This window comes from Xenorhabdus sp. TS4, from assembly GCF_014467265.1.
GTDB classification, from domain to species: Bacteria; Pseudomonadota; Gammaproteobacteria; order Enterobacterales; family Enterobacteriaceae; genus Xenorhabdus; species Xenorhabdus ehlersii.
The window spans coordinates 91,422-110,628 of record NZ_NKHQ01000082.1; the positions used below are offsets into that span (position 1 = coordinate 91,422).

General features: G+C 43.4%; 21 protein-coding genes. 3 read left to right on the forward strand and 18 right to left on the reverse strand.

Annotated features, from left to right (window positions below; translation table 11 throughout):
- Positions 1 to 10: 10 nt before the first annotated feature.
- The 16 genes from Xets_RS18345 to yceD form a co-directional block, all read right to left on the reverse strand.
- A complete protein-coding gene (locus tag Xets_RS18345; protein ID WP_244208740.1) occupies positions 11 to 886 on the reverse strand; it encodes a phosphotransferase in 876 nt (291 codons plus the stop codon).
- Positions 870 to 1,439 carry a penicillin-binding protein activator LpoB gene (gene lpoB / locus Xets_RS18350; RefSeq protein WP_099131407.1) on the reverse strand — a complete coding sequence of 190 codons (570 nt, stop codon included), beginning with the start codon at positions 1,437 to 1,439 and terminating at the stop codon, positions 870 to 872. Before lpoB ends, Xets_RS18345 begins: the two co-directional genes overlap by 17 nt.
- A 53-nt stretch (positions 1,440 to 1,492) precedes the next feature.
- Positions 1,493 to 1,843 carry a purine nucleoside phosphoramidase gene (gene hinT, locus Xets_RS18355; RefSeq protein ID WP_099131408.1) on the reverse strand — a complete coding sequence of 117 codons (351 nt, stop codon included), beginning with the start codon at positions 1,841 to 1,843 and terminating at the stop codon, positions 1,493 to 1,495.
- 53 nt (positions 1,844 to 1,896) lie between these two features.
- Positions 1,897 to 2,682, reverse strand: coding sequence for a metal-dependent hydrolase (locus Xets_RS18360; RefSeq protein WP_099131409.1), 786 nt, complete (start codon positions 2,680 to 2,682; stop codon positions 1,897 to 1,899).
- 22 nt (positions 2,683 to 2,704) lie between these two features.
- Positions 2,705 to 3,721, reverse strand: a complete 1,017-nt coding sequence (gene holB, locus Xets_RS18365; protein WP_187652279.1) for a DNA polymerase III subunit delta' — start codon at positions 3,719 to 3,721, stop codon at positions 2,705 to 2,707.
- Positions 3,714 to 4,346 carry a dTMP kinase gene (tmk, locus tag Xets_RS18370; RefSeq protein WP_099131411.1) on the reverse strand — a complete coding sequence of 211 codons (633 nt, stop codon included), beginning with the start codon at positions 4,344 to 4,346 and terminating at the stop codon, positions 3,714 to 3,716. Before tmk ends, holB begins: the two co-directional genes overlap by 8 nt.
- Entirely contained in the window at positions 4,343 to 5,368 is a 1,026-nt protein-coding gene (gene mltG / locus Xets_RS18375) for an endolytic transglycosylase MltG (protein WP_187652280.1), read from the reverse strand. The genes tmk and mltG overlap by 4 nt, the downstream gene beginning before the upstream one ends.
- 40 nt (positions 5,369 to 5,408) lie before the next feature.
- Positions 5,409 to 6,236, reverse strand: coding sequence for an aminodeoxychorismate lyase (pabC, locus tag Xets_RS18380; protein WP_099131413.1), 828 nt, complete (start codon positions 6,234 to 6,236; stop codon positions 5,409 to 5,411).
- A 68-nt stretch (positions 6,237 to 6,304) separates the two neighbouring features.
- Positions 6,305 to 7,546, reverse strand: coding sequence for a beta-ketoacyl-ACP synthase II (gene fabF, locus Xets_RS18385; RefSeq protein ID WP_187652281.1), 1,242 nt, complete (start codon positions 7,544 to 7,546; stop codon positions 6,305 to 6,307).
- A gap of 74 nt (positions 7,547 to 7,620) precedes the next feature.
- Entirely contained in the window at positions 7,621 to 7,857 is a 237-nt protein-coding gene (gene acpP / locus Xets_RS18390) for an acyl carrier protein (protein ID WP_012989255.1), read from the reverse strand.
- Between the two features lie 150 nt (positions 7,858 to 8,007).
- Entirely contained in the window at positions 8,008 to 8,742 is a 735-nt protein-coding gene (fabG, locus tag Xets_RS18395) for a 3-oxoacyl-ACP reductase FabG (RefSeq protein WP_099131415.1), read from the reverse strand.
- A gap of 11 nt (positions 8,743 to 8,753) precedes the next feature.
- Positions 8,754 to 9,683 (reverse strand): ACP S-malonyltransferase, encoded by a 930-nt coding sequence (gene fabD / locus Xets_RS18400; RefSeq protein WP_099131416.1) that lies wholly within the window; start codon positions 9,681 to 9,683, stop codon positions 8,754 to 8,756.
- A gap of 18 nt (positions 9,684 to 9,701) precedes the next feature.
- Positions 9,702 to 10,655, reverse strand: coding sequence for a beta-ketoacyl-ACP synthase III (locus Xets_RS18405; RefSeq protein ID WP_099131417.1), 954 nt, complete (start codon positions 10,653 to 10,655; stop codon positions 9,702 to 9,704).
- Between the two features lie 7 nt (positions 10,656 to 10,662).
- The gene (gene plsX / locus Xets_RS18410; RefSeq protein WP_099131418.1) at positions 10,663 to 11,715 is read right to left on the reverse strand and encodes a phosphate acyltransferase PlsX; all 1,053 of its coding nucleotides are present in this window, start codon (positions 11,713 to 11,715) and stop codon (positions 10,663 to 10,665) included.
- 29 nt (positions 11,716 to 11,744) lie between these two features.
- Positions 11,745 to 11,915, reverse strand: coding sequence for a 50S ribosomal protein L32 (rpmF, locus tag Xets_RS18415; RefSeq protein WP_004240653.1), 171 nt, complete (start codon positions 11,913 to 11,915; stop codon positions 11,745 to 11,747).
- Positions 11,916 to 11,927: 12 nt separating this feature from the next.
- Positions 11,928 to 12,452 carry a 23S rRNA accumulation protein YceD gene (gene yceD / locus Xets_RS18420; RefSeq protein WP_099131419.1) on the reverse strand — a complete coding sequence of 175 codons (525 nt, stop codon included), beginning with the start codon at positions 12,450 to 12,452 and terminating at the stop codon, positions 11,928 to 11,930.
- Positions 12,453 to 12,597: 145 nt separating this feature from the next.
- Between yceD and Xets_RS18425 the strand changes: the two genes are divergently transcribed.
- A complete protein-coding gene (locus Xets_RS18425; RefSeq protein WP_099131420.1) occupies positions 12,598 to 13,191 on the forward strand; it encodes a nucleoside triphosphate pyrophosphatase in 594 nt (197 codons plus the stop codon).
- Here Xets_RS18425 and rluC read toward each other — a convergent pair.
- Positions 13,185 to 14,141, reverse strand: coding sequence for a 23S rRNA pseudouridine(955/2504/2580) synthase RluC (rluC, locus tag Xets_RS18430; protein ID WP_099131421.1), 957 nt, complete (start codon positions 14,139 to 14,141; stop codon positions 13,185 to 13,187). The genes Xets_RS18425 and rluC overlap by 7 nt on opposite strands.
- A gap of 555 nt (positions 14,142 to 14,696) precedes the next feature.
- On the opposite strand from rluC, the gene rne reads away from it, so the two are divergent.
- Together rne and Xets_RS18440 are read left to right on the forward strand one after the other, a co-directional pair.
- Positions 14,697 to 17,972 carry a ribonuclease E gene (rne, locus tag Xets_RS18435; protein WP_187652282.1) on the forward strand — a complete coding sequence of 1,092 codons (3,276 nt, stop codon included), beginning with the start codon at positions 14,697 to 14,699 and terminating at the stop codon, positions 17,970 to 17,972.
- Positions 17,973 to 18,102: 130 nt separating this feature from the next.
- Positions 18,103 to 18,735 (forward strand): NAD(P)-binding oxidoreductase, encoded by a 633-nt coding sequence (locus Xets_RS18440; RefSeq protein ID WP_099131423.1) that lies wholly within the window; start codon positions 18,103 to 18,105, stop codon positions 18,733 to 18,735.
- A 51-nt stretch (positions 18,736 to 18,786) separates the two neighbouring features.
- Here the strand turns inward: Xets_RS18440 and tmaR are convergent, their stop codons facing one another.
- The gene (tmaR, locus tag Xets_RS18445) at positions 18,787 to 19,107 is read right to left on the reverse strand and encodes a PTS system regulator TmaR (RefSeq protein ID WP_074018717.1); all 321 of its coding nucleotides are present in this window, start codon (positions 19,105 to 19,107) and stop codon (positions 18,787 to 18,789) included.
- Between the last annotated feature and the right edge of the window lie 100 nt (positions 19,108 to 19,207).

Here is a 19,207-nt window from a genome sequence, read left to right on the forward strand (position 1 = left end):
ATTAGATTCATTACGACAGGTTAAAAGCCTGGCGTAAGGGATGTGCCAGCGATAAAAATTGTTGTTCTCTTGTCTGCTGCCAGCGCACTTCATACCACATTAACATCATATAACTGACCCACGGCTCCCATCGCTTGATTTGTTGCTGCAATAAGTGGATATCTGAATATCCTGATGCCTGGGTACAATAATAATTCAAAAAAGTTTTTTGCTGCACCTCATCCCATTGATTTCCCTTGAATAGTACGGCCAGTGAAAAGCCGATATCGACATCCGCAGCATACTCCCAATCAATCAATTTTAACCCTTTTTCAGTCAGTAATAGATTATCAGGGTGCACATCCATATGAGCCGGAGCTATCTTTAGTGCGGTGGGTACTCTGGTTGTCATAAAAAATTTGTGCAGACGTAACCAACGAGGAGATAAGCGTCTTCTGTCAATCTGCTGCCACTGGAATGCAATTTGTTTTTTTAATTGAAGGAAATAACCCAATGGAGAATGGCTATGAAGAATAGCAAGTGTTTGGGCCAATGGTTGCAGTAAAGCAGGCTGACCCAATATGTCAGGTTTTACTTTTGTTCCAGTGAGCCACTCAAGCAACAGCCAGGTTCCGTGCATAGCCACTACTTTAGGCGCAATGCCGGTGGAAGATAACCGCCGCAAGATCTGATTTTCTCTTTGACGATCCACGCCGAGTATTTCACTCTGCGATGTTTGTGCTCGTCCAACCATCTGACGCACTTCATTTGTAGTTGTATTAGCAATATAGTAACTTCCCTGTGTCAAGCCCGTTAATGGCCTAATTTCCCAAGAGTCTGCGGGAATATAAGGCCATAACTGACACAATACCCTGAGCAAAGCGTTGCCGTTAGTTAACGTCACCACGACTTGACCACAGTATTTCGCCAGTTTTAACCAGCATTAACTGCATCTCCAACTCACGCTGACCATGGTTATTGGAGACAACAGAATAGAGAACATAATCGGCATGTAAATAACGTGCCAATCCAATGGACTTACTGCGCAACCCTAGGCTATCTTCCGATGATAACCCCAGCGCTTGTCTGGCTAAATGGATTTGAGATTTCGGTACAACCTGAAAAACCTGTTTATTGCTGATTACATTCGTGATCACATCTGTGGCTTTTAGGGTTCGCAATGAGCCATTAGTGTTATTCTTGATAGAATCAATAAGCAGTAATTTTCCCGCTTCCACACCATTAGCATGAATCATCTGATCAACTAACGGCTGAACAATGCTGTCCCAATTAATAGATTGAATTTTAGGTGGCTGAGGAACTTTTTCTGATGGTCCTACCGACGGTTCCGGTTTTTTCTCTGGCTCCACCGGTGTAACAGGAGCAGGCTGCTGTGTTTCTGGAGCAACACAGCTTGCCAGCAACATTGCCGATAACATAACAAAGAGAATTCTTTTCATTAATCTACTCCAGTTACATCACTACTTTGTACCGATATACATAAATTAGGTTATTATTTTGCTAATAGCGGTCCCAATGGACGCCCACCCACTAAGTGCATGTGGATATGAAAAACTTCCTGTCCCGAATGGCGATTACAGTTCATGATCAGGCGATAGCCATCTTCTGCAATGCCTTCCTCTTTTGCTATTTTTGCTGCTACAGTAAACAGACGTCCCAAAGCAAGTTCATGATCAGCGGTAACATCATTAACGGTTGGGATCAATACATTAGGTATGATCAAAATGTGGGTTGGTGCCAGAGGGGAAATGTCGCGGAATGCAGTGACCAAATCATCCTGATAAATAATATCAGAAGGAATTTCTCGACGGATGATTTTACTAAAAATAGTTTCTTCTGCCATTTTACTTCTCCTGTTTGTTGTGAGACCTAAAAGCACCGTATGACATGACTAACTTAGTTTTCTTTAATATTGATGTGAAACAGTTCACAAAAATTTCTTGTCGTCATCGCAGCCAATTCTTCAATACTGACACCTTTCAATACTGCCATATACTCAGCCACATCACGTACATAAGCTGGCTGATTCTGTTTACCTCGATGGGGAACCGGTGCCAGATAAGGTGAATCGGTTTCTACCAGAATACGATCTAGTGGCACATATCTTGCCGCTTCACGGATCTGCTCGGCATTACGGAAGGTGACAATACCAGAAAAAGAGATATAAAAACCCAAATCCAGCAGAGCCCTTGCCGTTTCTTTATCTTCTGTGAAACAGTGCAACACGCCACCACAATCTTGTACGTTTTCTTCCCGCAAAACCATCAATGTATCGTCTCTTGCGTCACGGGTATGCACAATCACTGGCTTATTTAATTCACGGCCAATGCGAATATGTTCACGAAATGAAGTTCTCTGGAGTTCAGCATTTTCTTGCTGATAATAATAGTCCAGGCCAGTTTCCCCCATTGCGACAACTTCTTCATCCGCAGCCAGTCGGGCAAGTTCTTCGAAATCGTAACCTTCATCCAAATTCAATGGGTGGATGCCACAGGAATACGCTATGTTTTCCCGCTTACCAATCAATTCCTTCATTTGCCGGAAACCAGGCAACGTTGTTGCCACTGCCAGCATATATTTCACATCCCGCTGTGCGGCCTTCACCACAACATCATCTACACTTTGGTGCAGCGTTTCATAATCAAGGCAATCGAGATGACAATGCGAATCAACTAAAAACATAATATACTCGTATCTAACTAAGTTACTGTGCAGGACAAAATTGCCTTTCCCAATTGAGTAATTGTTCCGTTAGCAACAATTCCCGATTGACTCCCACCACAGATAATAATTGATGACGACAATGCACCCAATCATCAACTGTATTTAATAATGTTTCCACACTTTGGCTAGAAGCAAGATAATGAATCAGAACCTGCTGATCCTGGTTAATACAGTAATTCTGCGCCTGCTGCCGCCATTTTACTGCATCGGATAATAAGCTGATCAACCAATGCAAAGATTGCTGCACATCATCACGATTCAGTAATGGTAAAAGTGTCAGGGTATCACATTTATGCAATGCCTGTTCAATCGCCTGGCAAAGTGAATTCCTCTGCTGCCATTTTTCAGTTTGGAGTAGTTGCTCCGCGGCCAATGGTGCTCCCTGAGAAAGTTTCAATGCTGTTTGTGCATCCAAAGAGGATATCGCTGGAAGCTGTTTTTGTAGCCAATAAAGCCCCGTCGAGGTTTCAGGGACTGGAATAAAATAGTAAAAACAGCGGCTGCGTAGTGTTGCCAGCAAATTTATAATGTTTTGACATTGCAACAAAAAGTAGGTGTTTTGCGGCGGTTCTTCCAACGTTTTCAATAAGGCGTTAGAAGCAGCATCAGTCAGGGATTCTGCGGATGTGATCCAGACAATTTTGGCTCCCCCTTGCTGAGAATATTCATAGAGTTTCTCGCTGAGCTGACGTATTGCATCGACCCCAATGACATTTTTTCCCTTCTCAGGTGCAAGGACATGCCAGTCAGAATGCGTTTCCGCCAACATCAAATGACAGCCGTGGCATTTGCCACAGCTTTTAATGCCCTGTTTATTCTGACACATTAACCAGCGACTCAAACCATACAATAATGCATCAGCTCCCATTCCTGCATGAGCATGAAGCAAAATAGCATGATGCCCACGCCCCTGTTGATGGAGTTCAACTAACTGACGGTATGCATGATTGAGCCACGGATACCAGTTCTTGTCTGAATTTTCTGTGCTTTTAGTCAATGTTCTTTAACCAAGCAAGTAAGGTATGGCGAATATCACCCTGCACTTTTTCCAGTGGTTGGGTTGCATCAATCTTTTTGATACTGTCATCTTTCGCCATAAGTTCGAGATATTTTGTACGGGTGCGGTGGAAAAAGTCTAAGGATTCCTTTTCAATCCGATCCAATTCACCGCGCTCAAGAGCACGTTGTAAGCCCACTTCTGGTGGTACATCAAGATAAAGGGTTAAATCTGGAGAGAAATCGCCCAATGCTGCATTGCGTAGTGACGCCATCAAATGCTGATCGATACCTCGGCCTCCCCCCTGATAAGCCTGGGAAGAGAGATCATGACGATCACCAATGACCCACGTTCCCTTTGCCAAAGCTGGCTTGATAATATTTTCCACCAATTGAACTCTGGCAGCATATAACATTAATAGTTCTGCTTTATCTGTCAGTGATTCTCCTTCAACCCCTTGTTTAATCAGCCCACGTAATTTTTCTGCTAACGGTGTCCCGCCAGGTTCACGGGTTAAAACCAAATCAGAAAGACCTTGCTGCTTCAAGGTTTCAACCACTGTTTGGATTGCCGTTGTTTTTCCAGCACCCTCAAGCCCTTCAATTACAATAAATTTGCTACTCATTTATCCTGCTTTAACCTTTGGCGATAAAGACTTACTGCCTTATTATGTGCTACCAGATTGGTGGTGAATGTGTGCCCCCCATCGCCATTCGCCACAAAATATAAATATTCTGTCACAACAGGATGTGCTGCGGCCTTAATTGAAGCCAGACCTGGCATGGCGATAGGGGTTGGTGGCACCCCATCAATCATATACGTATTGTATGGTGTAAATGTGTTGAGATTGCTGCGGAAAATCGTACCCGTATATTTATCTCCCAATCCATAAATCACTGTTGGATCAGTTTGCAGTTTCATCTTTAACCGTAGACGATTCACGAATACAGAGGCAACTTTGGTTCGTTCAGATTCAATTGCCGTCTCTTTTTCAATAATAGAGGCCATGATCAACATTTCATAGGCACTGTCATATGGCAGATTTTTTTCCCTGCTTTCCCATTCCTGCCCGACGACTGTTTTCATTTTGTTATGGGCTCGTTTAAGCAACTCCACGTCACTCGTGCCTGCTGTATACAAATAGGTATCGGGATAAAACCAACCTTCCAGTGACTCGCCCTCTTTCATGCCTAAAGCATCAAGCAGATCTTTCGGTGTCTTATTTTCTATTTCATGTTTTAAGTATGGCGCATTCTGCAATATTTTTGCCCAATCAGAAAAGCGACTACCTTCAACAAAACGAATGGCAAACTGAGTTTCTTTGCCACTGGCAAACAGTTGCAGGACAGACTTCAAAGACATACCTTTTTGCAAACGGTAAGTTCCAGCCTTAAACTTTGCCAGCTCTGGTTTAAAGCGTAATAGCCATGGCAATAATTGACTATCTTCAATCAATTTATACTGGGTCAGTAAGGCTTGCAGTCCAGTGCGTCCAGTTCCCGCCGGCACAGTAAATATAAGCTCCTGGCTAAGATTAATATTTTGATCAGCAAAGTGCTCTATTTTCTTCATAAAAGAAAAAAATACGATCACAGCGATCGCAATAATCAAGCCGGGCAGAATGAAAATGCGCTTTTTTAGTTTCATCCGGTAATCACTTTTATTTGTGCTTCTGAATACTGACTCGCTAAGGTTTTAAACATTCAGGTAATAAATATTCATGCAACTCTCTTGATTGATATTTCCACGCAGGCTGATTTTTATGCGCTTGAATTTGACTTACTGGAAATACTGGCATTAAGGAATTACAGATAATCACTTCGTCTGCATAAGCCAAAGCTTCAGGATAGCGTATAACACATGATAAGTTATAATCACTTTTCGCCAATAATTCGATGATCTTTTGTCGCATAACCCCTTCCACCCCACACTGACTGAGGTCAGGCGTATAAACATTTTTTCCTTTTCGCCAGAAGATATTGGCAGTGCCGCATTCAACTAATAAGCCATCACTATCAAGTACCAGGGCTTCATCGGCTCCGGATTGTTCAATGAACCGTTTGATCAAAACCTGCTCCAAACGATTTAAGTGCTTAATACCAGCCAGATAGGGATTAATTCCCATTGGAATGGGGCTAAGAGTTAATGACACACCTTTTTGACGTTGAGTCACATATCGTTCAGGATATGAACTCAAAGACAAGATCTGGGTAGGCGTAATCGTGTCAGCAAAACTATAGCCACGGCCTCCCGTACCTCTGGACAGAATGACTTTCAAAACACCGGATTCGCACCCTTTCACTACCTGTTTAATATGGTTCTCAAGTTGGAACCAACCCAGTGCTGGCATAAAGAGTTTTTCAACACCTTTCTGCAACCGTTTTATATGCAAAGGTAGCAAAGCCGGTATCCCTTGCTCAACCCTTATTGTGGTAAAACAGCCGTCACCAAACTGCACCGCACGATCATTAACAGGTATATGATCGCACTGATTACCATTAATCCAATACGTCATGTTAACTTCTTATTTTTGATAAAAAAGCCCCAACACATGTTGGGGCTTTTTATAAACACAAAGTAATTTTAGATCTTGCGGAAAATCAATGACCCATTAGTGCCACCAAAACCAAAAGAATTACACAATGCGTATTCCATTCCTTCAACGTTGCGCGCTTTACCTGGAACTAAATCCAGACGACAATTCTCATCCTGATTCACCAGGTTAATGGTTGGAGGAATAATTTGATCACGCAGAGAAAGAATAGTGAAAATAGATTCAATCGCACCTGCTGCACCCAACAAATGGCCTGTCATCGATTTGGTTGAACTCACCAATACTTTAGTGCCTTCACCAAAAACAACCTCCACTGCACGTGCTTCAGCAATATCACCAACTGTCGTTGAAGTACCATGAGCATTGATGTAACCCACTTGCTCTGGTGAAATCCCCGCATCTTTCAGGGCATTTTGCATCGCTAAAGCAGCACCTGCACCATCTTCAGGAGGTGATGTCATGTGGTAAGCATCACTGCTCATGCCAAAGCCAACAACTTCAGCATAGATTTTCGCGCCGCGTTTTTTCGCATGCTCATACTCTTCAAGCACGACAATACCTGCACCATCGCCCAGAACAAAACCATCACGATCTTTATCCCAGGGACGGCTCGCACCTTGAGGATCATCATTACGGGTTGATAATGCGCGTGCAGCACCGAACCCAGCAACCCCAAACTCAGTACTCGCTTTTTCTGCACCACCTGCCAGAATAATGTCAGCATCATTATAGGCAATAATGCGAGCTGCATGACCGATATTATGTACGCCAGAAGTACAGGCTGTTGCAATGGAGATGCTCGGACCACGAAGACCATACTGGATGCTCAAATGGCCCGCCACCATATTGATGATGGTCGATGGTACAAAGAATGGGCTGACCTTACGAGGCCCTGCCGATAACAGTGTACTGTGATTTTCTTCGATCAGGCCCAACCCACCAATACCAGAACCAATAGCAGCACCAAAGCGGCTAGCATTGGCTTCTGTTACTTCGATTCCTGCATCTTCAATAGCTTGTTTGCCCGCAGCAATACCATACTGAATAAAGAGATCCATCTTCCGTGCTTCTTTGCGCGAAATATTGAAATCTTCATGATTAAAATTCTTCACTAAACCTGCAAACTTCGTTGCATGGTTAGAGGTATCAAAATGTTCGATAAGGCCGATACCACTCTGTCCGGCACAAACAGCGTTCCAAGAAGACTCTACTGTATTGCCGACAGGAGATAACATGCCTAGTCCGGTCACGACTACTCGACGCTTAGACACGGTTATCCTCCAGGGAGGGAAAATATTTGGGACGAAAAACATAGGCGGTCGAACGACCGCCTAGGTATGTGTGCTTATTTACCTGCGTTTTCAACGTAGTCAATAGCAGCTTGAACTGTAGTGATTTTTTCAGCTTCTTCGTCTGGGATCTCGATATCGAACTCTTCTTCCAGAGCCATTACCAGTTCAACTGTGTCAAGAGAATCAGCGCCCAAGTCATCAACAAATGAAGCTGTGTTCACAACTTCTTCCTCTTTAACACCCAGTTGTTCAACGATGATTTTCTTAACGCGTTCGTCGATAGTGCTCATACTATTAAATTTCCTATCAAAACTCGCTTTTGCGATGGTTTTCGTAGTTTATAAAATACAGGAAAAGATGCAACCAAATCCCGGCTGGTCGAACCACAATCAGCTTTTTTTGTATAAAAAATACATCAAAAACAGTGGGTTCGCTCATTTTTAGATCATGTACATGCCACCATTGACATGCAATGTTTCACCCGTGATGTAAGCGGCCTCGTCAGAAGCAAGAAACGCTACAGCACTGGCAATTTCCTTTGCATCACCAAGACGATTAGCAGGTATTCCAGCAGCAATGCCTGCTCGTTGTTCGTCTGTCAACGCTCTGGTCATATCAGTTTCGATAAAACCAGGTGCAACAACGTTAACAGTGATGCCACGGGAAGCGACTTCACGAGCCAATGATTTACTGAAACCAATAACTCCTGCTTTCGCTGCCGCGTAATTCGCCTGTCCTGCATTTCCCATTGTTCCAACAACAGAGCCAATGGAAATAATACGTCCATAACGTTTTTTCATCATAGAGCGCATTACTGCTTTTGACAGACGAAAAATCGAAGAAAGATTAGTGTCAATAATATCTTGCCACTCATCATCTTTCATGCGCATCAACAAGCTATCACGAGTGATGCCCGCATTATTAACTAAAATGTCTATTTCACCAAATTCAGCCCGAATATTCGATAGTGCATTTTCAATGGATTCTGAATCTGTGACATTTAGTACAAAACCTTTGCCTTTATCACCAAGGAAGGCGCTGATTGCTTCAGCTCCCTTCTCACTGGTTGCGGTGCCAACAACACGTGCACCACGTTCAACCAATAATTCTGCAATCGCGCGCCCTATGCCACGGCTCGCGCCAGTGACCAGTGCAATTTTTCCATCAAAGCTCATGTTTTCCCCAGTTATTTGTTCAGAGCAACTGTGAGTGATGATACATCATTTACTGCTACAGCACTTAAAGTATCAACAATACGTTTCGTTAACCCAGTGAGTACTTTACCTGGTCCGATTTCCAACAATTGTTCAATCCCAAGCTCTGCAATATATTCAACTGATTCTGTCCAACGCACTGGATTATACAACTGACGCACCAAAGCGTCCCGAATAGCGTCAGCAGATTTTTCTACTTTTACATTGACGTTATTCACGACAGGGAATTGTGGCTGGTTAAACTCAACATCTTGCAATGCAGCCGCCAGTTGCTCAGCAGCAGATTTCATCAGTGCACAATGCGAAGGCACACTAACGGATAATGGCAATGCCCGTTTTGCACCTGCGGTCTTACATGCCGCTCCCGCACGCTCTACAGCCTCTTTTTCACCTGCGATAACCACCTGCCCAGGTGAATTAAAATTAACCGGCGAAACAATCTGACCTTGTGCTGACTCTTCACATGCCTTTGCAATGGATTCATTATCTAAACCGATAATGGCATACATTGCTCCCTGCCCTTCCGGTACAGCTTCCTGCATCAACTTCCCACGCAATTCAACAAGTTTAATGGCTTGCTGGAAATCAATCACCCCAGCACAAACCAGCGCAGAATATTCGCCAAGGCTATGACCTGCCATTATGGAAGGCACCTTACCGCCTTTCTCCTGCCATACACGCCAAATCGCCACTGAAGCGGCCAACAATGCAGGTTGAGTTTTCCAAGTTTTGTTCAGTTCTTCCACAGGCCCTTGCTGAACTAATGCCCATAAATCATATCCCAAAACCGCAGAAGCCTCTGCGAACGTTTGTTCAACCAGTGGAAATTCTGCGGCTAAATCTGCCAACATACCCAGAGATTGAGAACCTTGACCGGGAAACACCATTGCAAAATCAGACATGTTTATTTTCCTGTTAAATTAAAAACGTACCAGCGCTGAGCCCCAGGTAAAGCCACCGCCAAATGCTTCAAGTAAAATAAGTTGACCGCGTTGGATTCTTCCATCACGTACCGCTTCATCGAATGCTGTCGGAATAGATGCTGCCGAGGTGTTGCCATGACGATCCAAAGTCACAACCACCTTATCCATTGCCATATCTAATTTCTTGGCAGTTGCCGCAATGATACGCAAATTCGCCTGATGAGGTACTAGCCAATCAAGCTCAGAGTGAGGCACGTTGTTGGCTTCTAATGTTTCATCAACAATATTCGCTAATTCACGAACGGCAACTTTAAAGACTTCATTGCCAGCCATCGTCACGTATTCTGGTGTATCGCACTTCACTCGGCTTTGATGAGGCAATGATAGCAATTCACCATAACGACCATCGGCATGAAGATGAGTGGATAAGATGCCAGGTTCCTCTGAAGCCCCGACTACCATCGCTCCTGCTGCATCGCCGAAAAGAATAACTGTGCTGCGATCTTTAGGATCTAAAACTCTTGAAATAATGTCAGAACCGATCACCAGTGCATGTTTAGCCGCACCCGTTTTAATAAATTTATCGACAACGCTCAATGCGTAAGTAAAACCGGCACATGCCGCCGCAACGTCAAAAGCCGCAATGCCTTGAATACCCAACAATTGCTGAATTTGACAAGCTGCACTTGGAAAAGCATGAGTTGAGCTTGTTGTGGCAACAACGATTAAATCAATTTGTGTTTTATCGATGCCCGCCATTTCAATGGCTTTTTCAGCAGCCTTGAAACCCAAAATTGCAACATTTTCATCTTCAGCCGCAATACGGCGTTCACGAATGCCCGTCCGAGTGACAATCCACTCGTCAGACGTATCTACCATTTTTTCTAAATCTGCGTTAGTACGCACCTGCGCAGGCAAATAACTGCCCGTACCTAAGATCTTTGTATACATTTTATGTTTATTCACTCTTGGGTAATACTGCATCCAGCCGGGCAGCAATTCTGTCTGGAACCTGCTTTTCTATAGCTTGAATAGCTTGCTCAATAGCAGCTTTAAAAGCATATTCATTGGCAGCACCGTGACTTTTTATGACGATGCCACGCAATCCTAATAACGTTGCTCCATTATACTGGTCAGGATTTAGATGGCCAAAACGTTTAGTTATCTGCCTTAGTAACCATTTTCTAACTATCTTCATCTTGAATAGTTTCATCAACCAAGATGATTTGTTCTGCTGACCATCCGGTGACTTTACCAGAGATAAAATCACTCTGATCGCACCTTCCATCGTCTTCAGCGTAACATTACCTGCGAAGCCGTCACATACGAGCACATCCGTTTTTCCCGTCAGTAACTCATTTCCTTCCACATACCCGATGTAATTAATCGTTGGGATATTACGCAAGGTTATAGCGGCTTCGCGGATATTATCCAGCCCTTTGGATTCCTCTTCCCCGATATTGAGTAACGCAACACGCGGATTATCCACACCAGCAACATACTCTGCCATTACGGCACCCATAATCGCAAACTGAACTAACATGCTACTATTACAATTAATATTAGCGCCTAAATCTAATACAACTGTCTTCTGCTGTTTTAGATTAGGTATCACTGTCATCAATGCAGGCCGTTCAATACCTTCAATGGATTTCAGCATCAATTTAGCCAATCCCATCAAAGCACCTGTATTTCCCGCACTGACACAAGCCTGTGCTTCGCCCGACTTAACTAAGTCTAATGCGATACGCATTGAAGTACCGTGACTGGAACGGATAGCCTGAGACGGCCTTGCATCGTTGGAAACGACATGTTCCGCAGGAACAATTTGCAAACGACTAAGCAGCTCAGCATTTTGATTTGCAAGCAAAGGAAAGATGGTTTCGGGATTGCCGACCAACAATAGCTTCAGTTGTGGATTAGATGCGAGTGCCTGCAATGCAGCAGGCACCGTAACGCGAGGACCAAAGTCCCCACCCATAGCATCTAACACTAAGGTTAGATTAGCCAAGATATCAACTTGCTAATGATTAGCTGAAATTACTTGTTGATTACCTTGCGGCCACGGTAGTAGCCATCAGCTGTCACGTGATGACGCAGGTGAGTTTCACCAGAAGTTTTGTCTACAGAGACAAGTGTTGCAGACAGTGCGTCATGAGAACGACGCATACCACGCTTAGAACGAGTTGGTTTATTCTGTTGTACGGCCATTGACCTTACTCCTTAAGTACTTTTCTTTAAACTGGCTAATACGGCAAACGGGTTTGGTTTTTCTGCTTCAGGGGGCAGTATACCAAACACCATGTCCGCGTCGGACACTTCACAGTGTTCAGAATCATGTACCGGAATCACCGGCAAAGATAGAATTATTTCATCTTCAATCATTGCCAGCAAATCTATTTCGCCAAATTCGTTAACGTTTATTGGCTCATACTCTTCCGGTAATGCCTCAGCCTGTTCATCATTGACGACCGGGCTAAAACAATACGTTGTGTGAACATGATGACTGAAATTACTGCCACAACGCTGACAGGTAAGCGTAACATCCACTTCGGAATGCCCTTTTACGACTGCCAGACGCTGATTATCAATTTCAAATGATAATGAGCTATCTACATCACTATCCACACTGACCACAGTTTCTGCAAGACGAGAAACTTGCCCAGCAGAATAACTACCATGGTAATCCAATCTTTTCTGGGCTGTTCGAAGTGCATCGATGGTCAGGGGTAATTTTACCTTTTGCATAAGGCGCGCATATTATCTTTGTAATGGGACATAGTCAAAGAAAAAGGCCACACATCTGCGCCTTTCCGTCAAATATTCGCTTATTCAGCGGCGTATAGTTTAAAATGCCTACAAATATTTCTCTACGTATTTTATGGAAAAAAAGATGCTTCCGATTGTTTTATCGTCAACTTCCGAATATCGCCGCCTATTGCTAGAAAAGCTGGGATTGCCTTTTACCTGTGCTTCTCCCAATATTGATGAAAGCCCGCTGGAAAACGAAAGCCCAAAACAATTGGTAACGCGGCTGTCACATGCAAAAGCTCGCGCATTACAGCGGGAGTATTCTAGCCACCTAATTATAGCGTCAGATCAAGTTTGTGTTTTGGATGACAAAATTACCGGCAAACCACATAATTTTGAGAATGCTTTCTTACAATTGAAAAAAGCCAGTGGAAAATGTATCACTTTTTATACTGGTATTACCTTATTCAATAGCAAAACAGAAGTGGTTGATACTCGTCGTGAGTTATTCCAGGTCTATTTCAGAGATCTGACAGAAACAGAAATTATTTATTATCTAAACAAAGAAAAACCCTTCAATTGCGCTGGTAGTTTTAAAAGCGAAGGCTTAGGAATTACATTATTCGAAAAACTTGACGGCAAAGATCCAAACACACTTATCGGCTTACCATTAATAACGTTGACAGAAATGCTGATCCGTCAGGGGATAAACCCACTGACGGTATGCTATCAATGATTATTATGCCGCAATATTCTTAAACATTTCCGCAAACTATCATCCATTGGGGCTTCGAAACGCAGCGTTTCCCCCGTGGATGGATGGGTAAACTTTAATGAGCTGGCATGTAAGAACAATCGGTTAAGTCCTGTTTCTGCAAGCTGGGCATCAAATGTTCTGTCACCATAGCGATCATCAAACGCAATAGGATGGCCGGCATGTAAAGTGTGAACGCGGATCTGGTGAGTTCGCCCTGTTACTGGGCTTGCTCGCATTAATGTCGCAAACGCATATCGTTCTTCAACTTTAAAACGTGTTTCAGATGGTTTGCCTTCTTTACCGACTTTAACCACCCTTTCCCCACTTTGCAGGATGTTTTTCAACAAAGGTGCTTCTACTACTTTACAATGGGATTGCCATTGCCCACGCACTAGCGCCAAATAATCTTTCTGCATCTGTTTCAAGCGTAATTGTTCATGCAATGCCCGCAATGCAGAACGTTTTTTCGCAATCAACAAAATACCCGATGTATCGCGGTCAAGCCGATGCACCAGTTCAAGAAAGCGTGCTTCAGGACGCAAAGCTCGTAACCCTTCTATCACGCCAAAACTCAGGCCACTGCCCCCATGTACGGCAGTTCCTGATGGTTTGTTTATGACTAAAATATGGTCATCTTCATACAAGATACATTCCGCCAGAGCAGCAACCTTATCCAGCTTGACAGAGATAGGTGTTTCTTGTTTTTCTGCGACTCTAATCGGCGGGATCCTGATGACATCACCTGCTGTCAATTTATATTCAGGCTTGATTCTTCCTTTGTTGACCCGAACTTCACCTTTACGCAAGACCCGATAAATCAGGCTCTTAGGTACGCCTTTTAAACGGGCCAGCAAAAAGTTATCAATTCGCTGACCGGCATATTCGTCATCAATCGTGACAAACTGTACAATTTGATTATCTGTTTTCATGGACGAGATTCTAATAATCCAACCAACAGAGCGCCACTCATTTTTAACTATGTCTAAATAACAGCCATTTTTCCTACTTCATTGTTTCAGGTGACTTAGGATAAAGACTAAATATTAACAACTTATCACTATTTCCTAATAAAAAACCTGTAAAGCGATAAAGTCACCTTGCTATCACCCCAATAGCAATGGAATAATGCTTTCTGGCCACGGTTTACTAAACTATGAATGGCAAGATTGAAATTGTTTGTTATCTGTTTGATCGAGCAAAAACGCAGCAATGGCATAAGACGTAATGTTCGATCAAATAATTTATGGGCTGCGGGTGGCAGCTTACTGGATTGGGCAAAATCTGTACCTATTTATTACAGTGCCCCAATAAAGAGTACTGTGTTCAAATGAAATTCAGACTCGCCGACAAATAGGCGCCTCTATACAAACGATAGCCGTGAGGCTGGCGGTTTTGTAAAAGACACGAGGCCATCGGTAACTAGTAGCTCGCCTCTTTTTTACTCGCAGCTCTATATTCATGTAAAAAATAATGAGTAAGTTAGAATGAAAAGAATGTTAATCAACGCAACCCAGCAGGAAGAGTTGCGTGTTGCCCTTGTTGATGGGCAACGTCTTTATGATTTGGATATTGAAAGCCCTGGACACGAGCAGAAAAAGGCAAATATATATAAAGGTAAAATTACTCGAATTGAACCTAGCCTGGAAGCTGCTTTCGTTGATTACGGAGCGGAACGTCATGGTTTCCTACCCATAAAAGAAATTGCTCGCGAATATTTCCCAAGTAATTATCACTCTCATGGTCGACCTAATATTAAGGATATTCTTAAAGAAGGCCAAGAAGTCATCGTCCAGGTTGATAAAGAAGAACGAGGCAACAAAGGGGCCGCTTTAACAACCTTTATTAGTTTGGCTGGCAGCTATTTAGTCCTGATGCCAAATAACCCAAGGGCTGGCGGAATTTCTCGCCGCATTGAGGGTGATGATCGCATCGAATTAAAAGAAGCGCTTTCTTCTCTGGAAGTTCCAGAAGGCATGGGGCTTATTGTTCGTACCGCAGGTGTAGGCAAATCTGCTGAAGCTTTGCAGGGCGACTTGAACTTCCGTCTAAGACATTGGGAAGCAATCAAAAAAGCCGCAGACAGCCATTCCGCTCCCTTCCTGATCCACCAGGAAAGCAATGTTATCGTGCGCGCATTCCGTGACTATCTGCGCCCAGACATTGGGGAAATCTTGATCGACAACCCTAAAGTCCTTGATTTGGCACGCCAACACATTACTGCCTTAGGACGCCCGGATTTTGCCAGTAAAATCAAACTGTACAGTGGTGAAGTTCCTCTGTTCAGCCATTATCAAATAGAATCGCAAATCGAATCGGCCTTCCAGCGTGAAGTTCGGTTACCTTCTGGTGGTTCTGTGGTCATTGATACTACTGAAGCTTTAACGGCTATCGATATCAACTCATCCCGTTCAACTCGTGGTGGTGATATTGAAGAAACGGCATTTAATACCAACTTGGAAGCTGCTGATGAAATTGCACGCCAGTTGCGTCTGCGTGACCTCGGTGGTCTTATTGTTATCGATTTCATTGATATGACTCCAGTGCGTCATCAACGCGAAGTTGAAAACCGGCTGCGTGATGCTGTGCGACAAGATCGTGCCCGCATTCAAATCGGCCGAATTTCCCGCTTTGGCTTACTTGAGATGTCGCGCCAACGTTTAAGCCCATCTCTGGGTGAATCCAGCCACCATGTCTGCCCGCGTTGTAGCGGCACCGGAACTATTCGTGATAACGAATCACTGTCCCTGTCAATTCTGCGTTTAATCGAAGAAGAAGCGCTGAAAGAAAACACACATCAGGTTCATGCAATTGTTCCTGTACAGATCGCTTCCTACTTACTGAATGAAAAACGTCAGGCTGTCAGCGCTATTGAACATCGTCAAGGTGATGTTGGAGTTGTCATTGTTCCGAATGATCAAATGCAAACTCCACATTTCTCAGTCTTACGTGTACGTAAAGGCGAAGAAATTTCAGCTTTGAGCTATCTGCTTCCACAACTGCATGAAGCAGAAATGACCAATACTCTGGACGATGCTCAGCATGAACGTAAACGTCCAGAGCAACCTGCCATTTCAACTTTTGATCTGCCAGCAGAAGCAGCAGCTCCGGCAGCAACAAAAGTAAAAACAAAAGAGAAAAAAGTCGTCACCAATAACCAGAAACCGACAGAAAAACCAGGTTTGCTCAGCCGATTCTTGAGTGCCCTGAAAAAGATGTTCAGTGGTGAAGAAGAAAAGCAACCCCAAGAAAGGGGCAAAAAATCGTCTGGCAATGATAATCGTCGCTCATCAGAACGTCGTAACCCACGCCGTCAGAATCAGCGTCGCGAAAGTGAAACACGCAATAACCGTGAACGTGATGAACAACGTAAGGGCCGTAATATCCAACAAAAAAATAATGTTCAGGATAGCACTGCTCTGGATAACGAAGCTCGTGAAGCACAGCAACAACAACGCCGTGAACAACGTGCTGAACGTCAACGTCGTCGTCAAGAAGAAAAGCGGCAGCAGCAACTGGAAGCTAAGGCTCAGCAGACAATCAATCAACCTGACATTGTCGAAGAAGAAATTGAAGAACGTCAGCCAGTCATGCCTCGCCGTCAACGCCGCCAGCTTGAGCAAAAGGTACGTATCACTGACGAACTGAGACAAGAAACTAACATTATGGCCTTACCCGCTGTGATGCCTGAGCCTGTATCAGAAAACGTTCATAAAGAGACAAAAGCGTCTGTATCAGCCGTTATTGATACTTATGTTGAAGCAGCAGCTAACCAACCTGAAATACCACAAAATGCAGATTCACAAGACTCTGTATCACAAGCCGCAGTTTCACAACCTATTATTTCACAAAGCAATGAGCAGCAAGACAACATAATGCCGCGTCGTTCCCGCCGTTCCCCACGCCACTTGCGTGTCAGCGGTCAGCGTCGTCGTCGCTACCGTGATGAACGCAATCTGACTCAATCGCCAGTACCATTGAACATGGCTGTCGTATCGCCAGAACTGGCATCAGGCAAAGTGTGGGTTCGTTATCCTGTTACTCCTGTGACCATTAATGAACCTGAAATCACGGCTTCTGTTAATGCAATTAGCGAAACGGTTGAAGAAAAAACAATACCTGCACAACAGGAAAAAGTTATTCTGATGCCATCAATCACAGAATCAGTGCCAACTACAGCAGTACCTCACGTTGAAATAGCAGAACTGAAAGTAGCTGAGCCACAAGACAGCATTACTCATTATGACAATGAAAAACCTGTTGTTGATAGCATTTCCATCGTGACACCAGTAGAGCCGGAATTAGAAAGCTCTAAGGTTTCGAAACCAGCTAGCGTGGAAGTCATCATCAATCATGATGAAAAACATTGGTCAGAAATTTCAAGAAATGAAGAGTCACACATTCTAGTATCACTAGATTCTGAAAAAATGCGTCACACAGTGGCTCCCATCGTTATGACATCGATTGTTGAACAGGAACATCATGAAGAACAGCCATCTGTCGCAACGGAAACATGTTCTAAGGCAGAGGATGTTAAAACGGAAGAGAAAAAAATTGTTGAGTCTTCGATTATCGTGGAAAAAAATCATCATGCTTATTCCCCAATGACGAAGGCACCAGCACCAGATATGATGACCAAGCCAGTGATTATCACTGAATGGCAACGCCCTGATTACCCATTCAAAGGCAAAGGTGGTGCAGGCGGACATTCTGCAACAAGTATTGCAACTTCTGCTATGTCTAAACCACAGCCATTTGAATAATTGGATACTGTGATTTGAATTAAATGGCTCCCCTGAACTGGGAGCCATTTTTTTACCTTATTCATAACAAAAACACAACAAAAACGAATTACCATTTAAGATAGTTAATTTTATGGAGAACTTCCCGTCTATGAAACCTTGGCTAATTTTTGGTGCTGGAAAAGGTGTTGGACACCATTTGGTCACTATTGCCCTAAAACAAAACCGCCCTGTCACAGCCCTAATTCGTAATACACAACAAGCTGCGGAACTCAGTGCAGCAGGAGTTAACGTAATACACGGCGACGCTTGTGACAGAGAAAGCATAGGAAAAGCGATTGCACAGGCAGGAAAAAATCCTGTTGTTTTCTCAACTATTGGAGGAGGCGATGCTGATCATCATGGGAATATGGCAATAATAGATGCACTGGAACAAGCTCAAATTTCTCGTATGTTATTAGTAACATCCATTGGATGTGGTGAAAGTTGGAAAACATTATCAGCACGGGCTAAATCATTATTTGGGCAATCTGTCAGATACAAGTCACTGGCTGAAAGTTACCTGCAAACCAGCACACTGGATTTTACAATCATTCGTCCTGGTGGTCTTACCGATCAACCTGGCACTGGACATTGCAAACGTTATCAAGAGGAAGTTCATGGTATGGTTAGCCGAGAAGATGTAGCAAAACAATTGGCACAAATGGCCGAAGATGAACAAACTTACTATCAAATTTATGCTTTAATTGATCCTGAACTCAAACCTCATTGGAACTCAAACTAAAAAACAACCACGCCATTAGGCGTGGTTAATACCTTTTCAAACAACTAAAACTTACTTAACTCCACCATCCATTGCCTTAAGTTTTTTGGATAACTCACGGCGTTCTTTAGATAGCTCGGCATTTTTGATGATATATTCATCAACACGCTCTTCATAATCACTGCGCATATGAGCAATAATTCCTTGAATATCTTCAATCGACATTCCTGGTTTTATGTAGTCACTCAGGTTATCAAGCAGAAGTACACGTTTTTGGTTATCTCGGATCTTTTTCTCATTGTCTACAATTTCGCGCTGTAATTTGTTTTTGCGACGAAATATACGCACAAACTCCAGTACATTTTGGAATGTTGGCTTATTTGTGTTGTCCATTTTTTACACCTTTTTAATCAGACCGATAATTTCTTATGCTAACTACACAATACAATTTCAAGTGGCGCATAGACAAGTCAGTTTCAACAATTTATTGATA

What these genes read in the sequence shown, in the direction of transcription:
- lpoB (WP_099131407.1), bottom strand. Translation starts at nt 1,439, where the DNA reads ATGAAAAGAATTCTCTTTGTTATGTTATCGGCAATGTTGCTGGCAAGC.
- hinT (WP_099131408.1), bottom strand. Translation starts at nt 1,843, where the DNA reads ATGGCAGAAGAAACTATTTTTAGTAAAATCATCCGTCGAGAAATTCCT.
- Xets_RS18360 (WP_099131409.1), bottom strand. Translation starts at nt 2,682, where the DNA reads ATGTTTTTAGTTGATTCGCATTGTCATCTCGATTGCCTTGATTATGAA.
- tmk (WP_099131411.1), bottom strand. Translation starts at nt 4,346, where the DNA reads ATGAGTAGCAAATTTATTGTAATTGAAGGGCTTGAGGGTGCTGGAAAA.
- mltG (WP_187652280.1), bottom strand. Translation starts at nt 5,368, where the DNA reads ATGAAACTAAAAAAGCGCATTTTCATTCTGCCCGGCTTGATTATTGCG.
- pabC (WP_099131413.1), bottom strand. Translation starts at nt 6,236, where the DNA reads ATGACGTATTGGATTAATGGTAATCAGTGCGATCATATACCTGTTAAT.
- acpP (WP_012989255.1), bottom strand. Translation starts at nt 7,857, where the DNA reads ATGAGCACTATCGACGAACGCGTTAAGAAAATCATCGTTGAACAACTG.
- fabG (WP_099131415.1), bottom strand. Translation starts at nt 8,742, where the DNA reads ATGAGCTTTGATGGAAAAATTGCACTGGTCACTGGCGCGAGCCGTGGC.
- fabD (WP_099131416.1), bottom strand. Translation starts at nt 9,683, where the DNA reads ATGTCTGATTTTGCAATGGTGTTTCCCGGTCAAGGTTCTCAATCTCTG.
- Xets_RS18405 (WP_099131417.1), bottom strand. Translation starts at nt 10,655, where the DNA reads ATGTATACAAAGATCTTAGGTACGGGCAGTTATTTGCCTGCGCAGGTG.
- rpmF (WP_004240653.1), bottom strand. Translation starts at nt 11,915, where the DNA reads ATGGCCGTACAACAGAATAAACCAACTCGTTCTAAGCGTGGTATGCGT.
- yceD (WP_099131419.1), bottom strand. Translation starts at nt 12,452, where the DNA reads ATGCAAAAGGTAAAATTACCCCTGACCATCGATGCACTTCGAACAGCC.
- Xets_RS18425 (WP_099131420.1), top strand. Translation starts at nt 12,598, where the DNA reads ATGCTTCCGATTGTTTTATCGTCAACTTCCGAATATCGCCGCCTATTG.
- rluC (WP_099131421.1), bottom strand. Translation starts at nt 14,141, where the DNA reads ATGAAAACAGATAATCAAATTGTACAGTTTGTCACGATTGATGACGAA.
- rne (WP_187652282.1), top strand. Translation starts at nt 14,697, where the DNA reads ATGAAAAGAATGTTAATCAACGCAACCCAGCAGGAAGAGTTGCGTGTT.
- Xets_RS18440 (WP_099131423.1), top strand. Translation starts at nt 18,103, where the DNA reads ATGAAACCTTGGCTAATTTTTGGTGCTGGAAAAGGTGTTGGACACCAT.
- tmaR (WP_074018717.1), bottom strand. Translation starts at nt 19,107, where the DNA reads ATGGACAACACAAATAAGCCAACATTCCAAAATGTACTGGAGTTTGTG.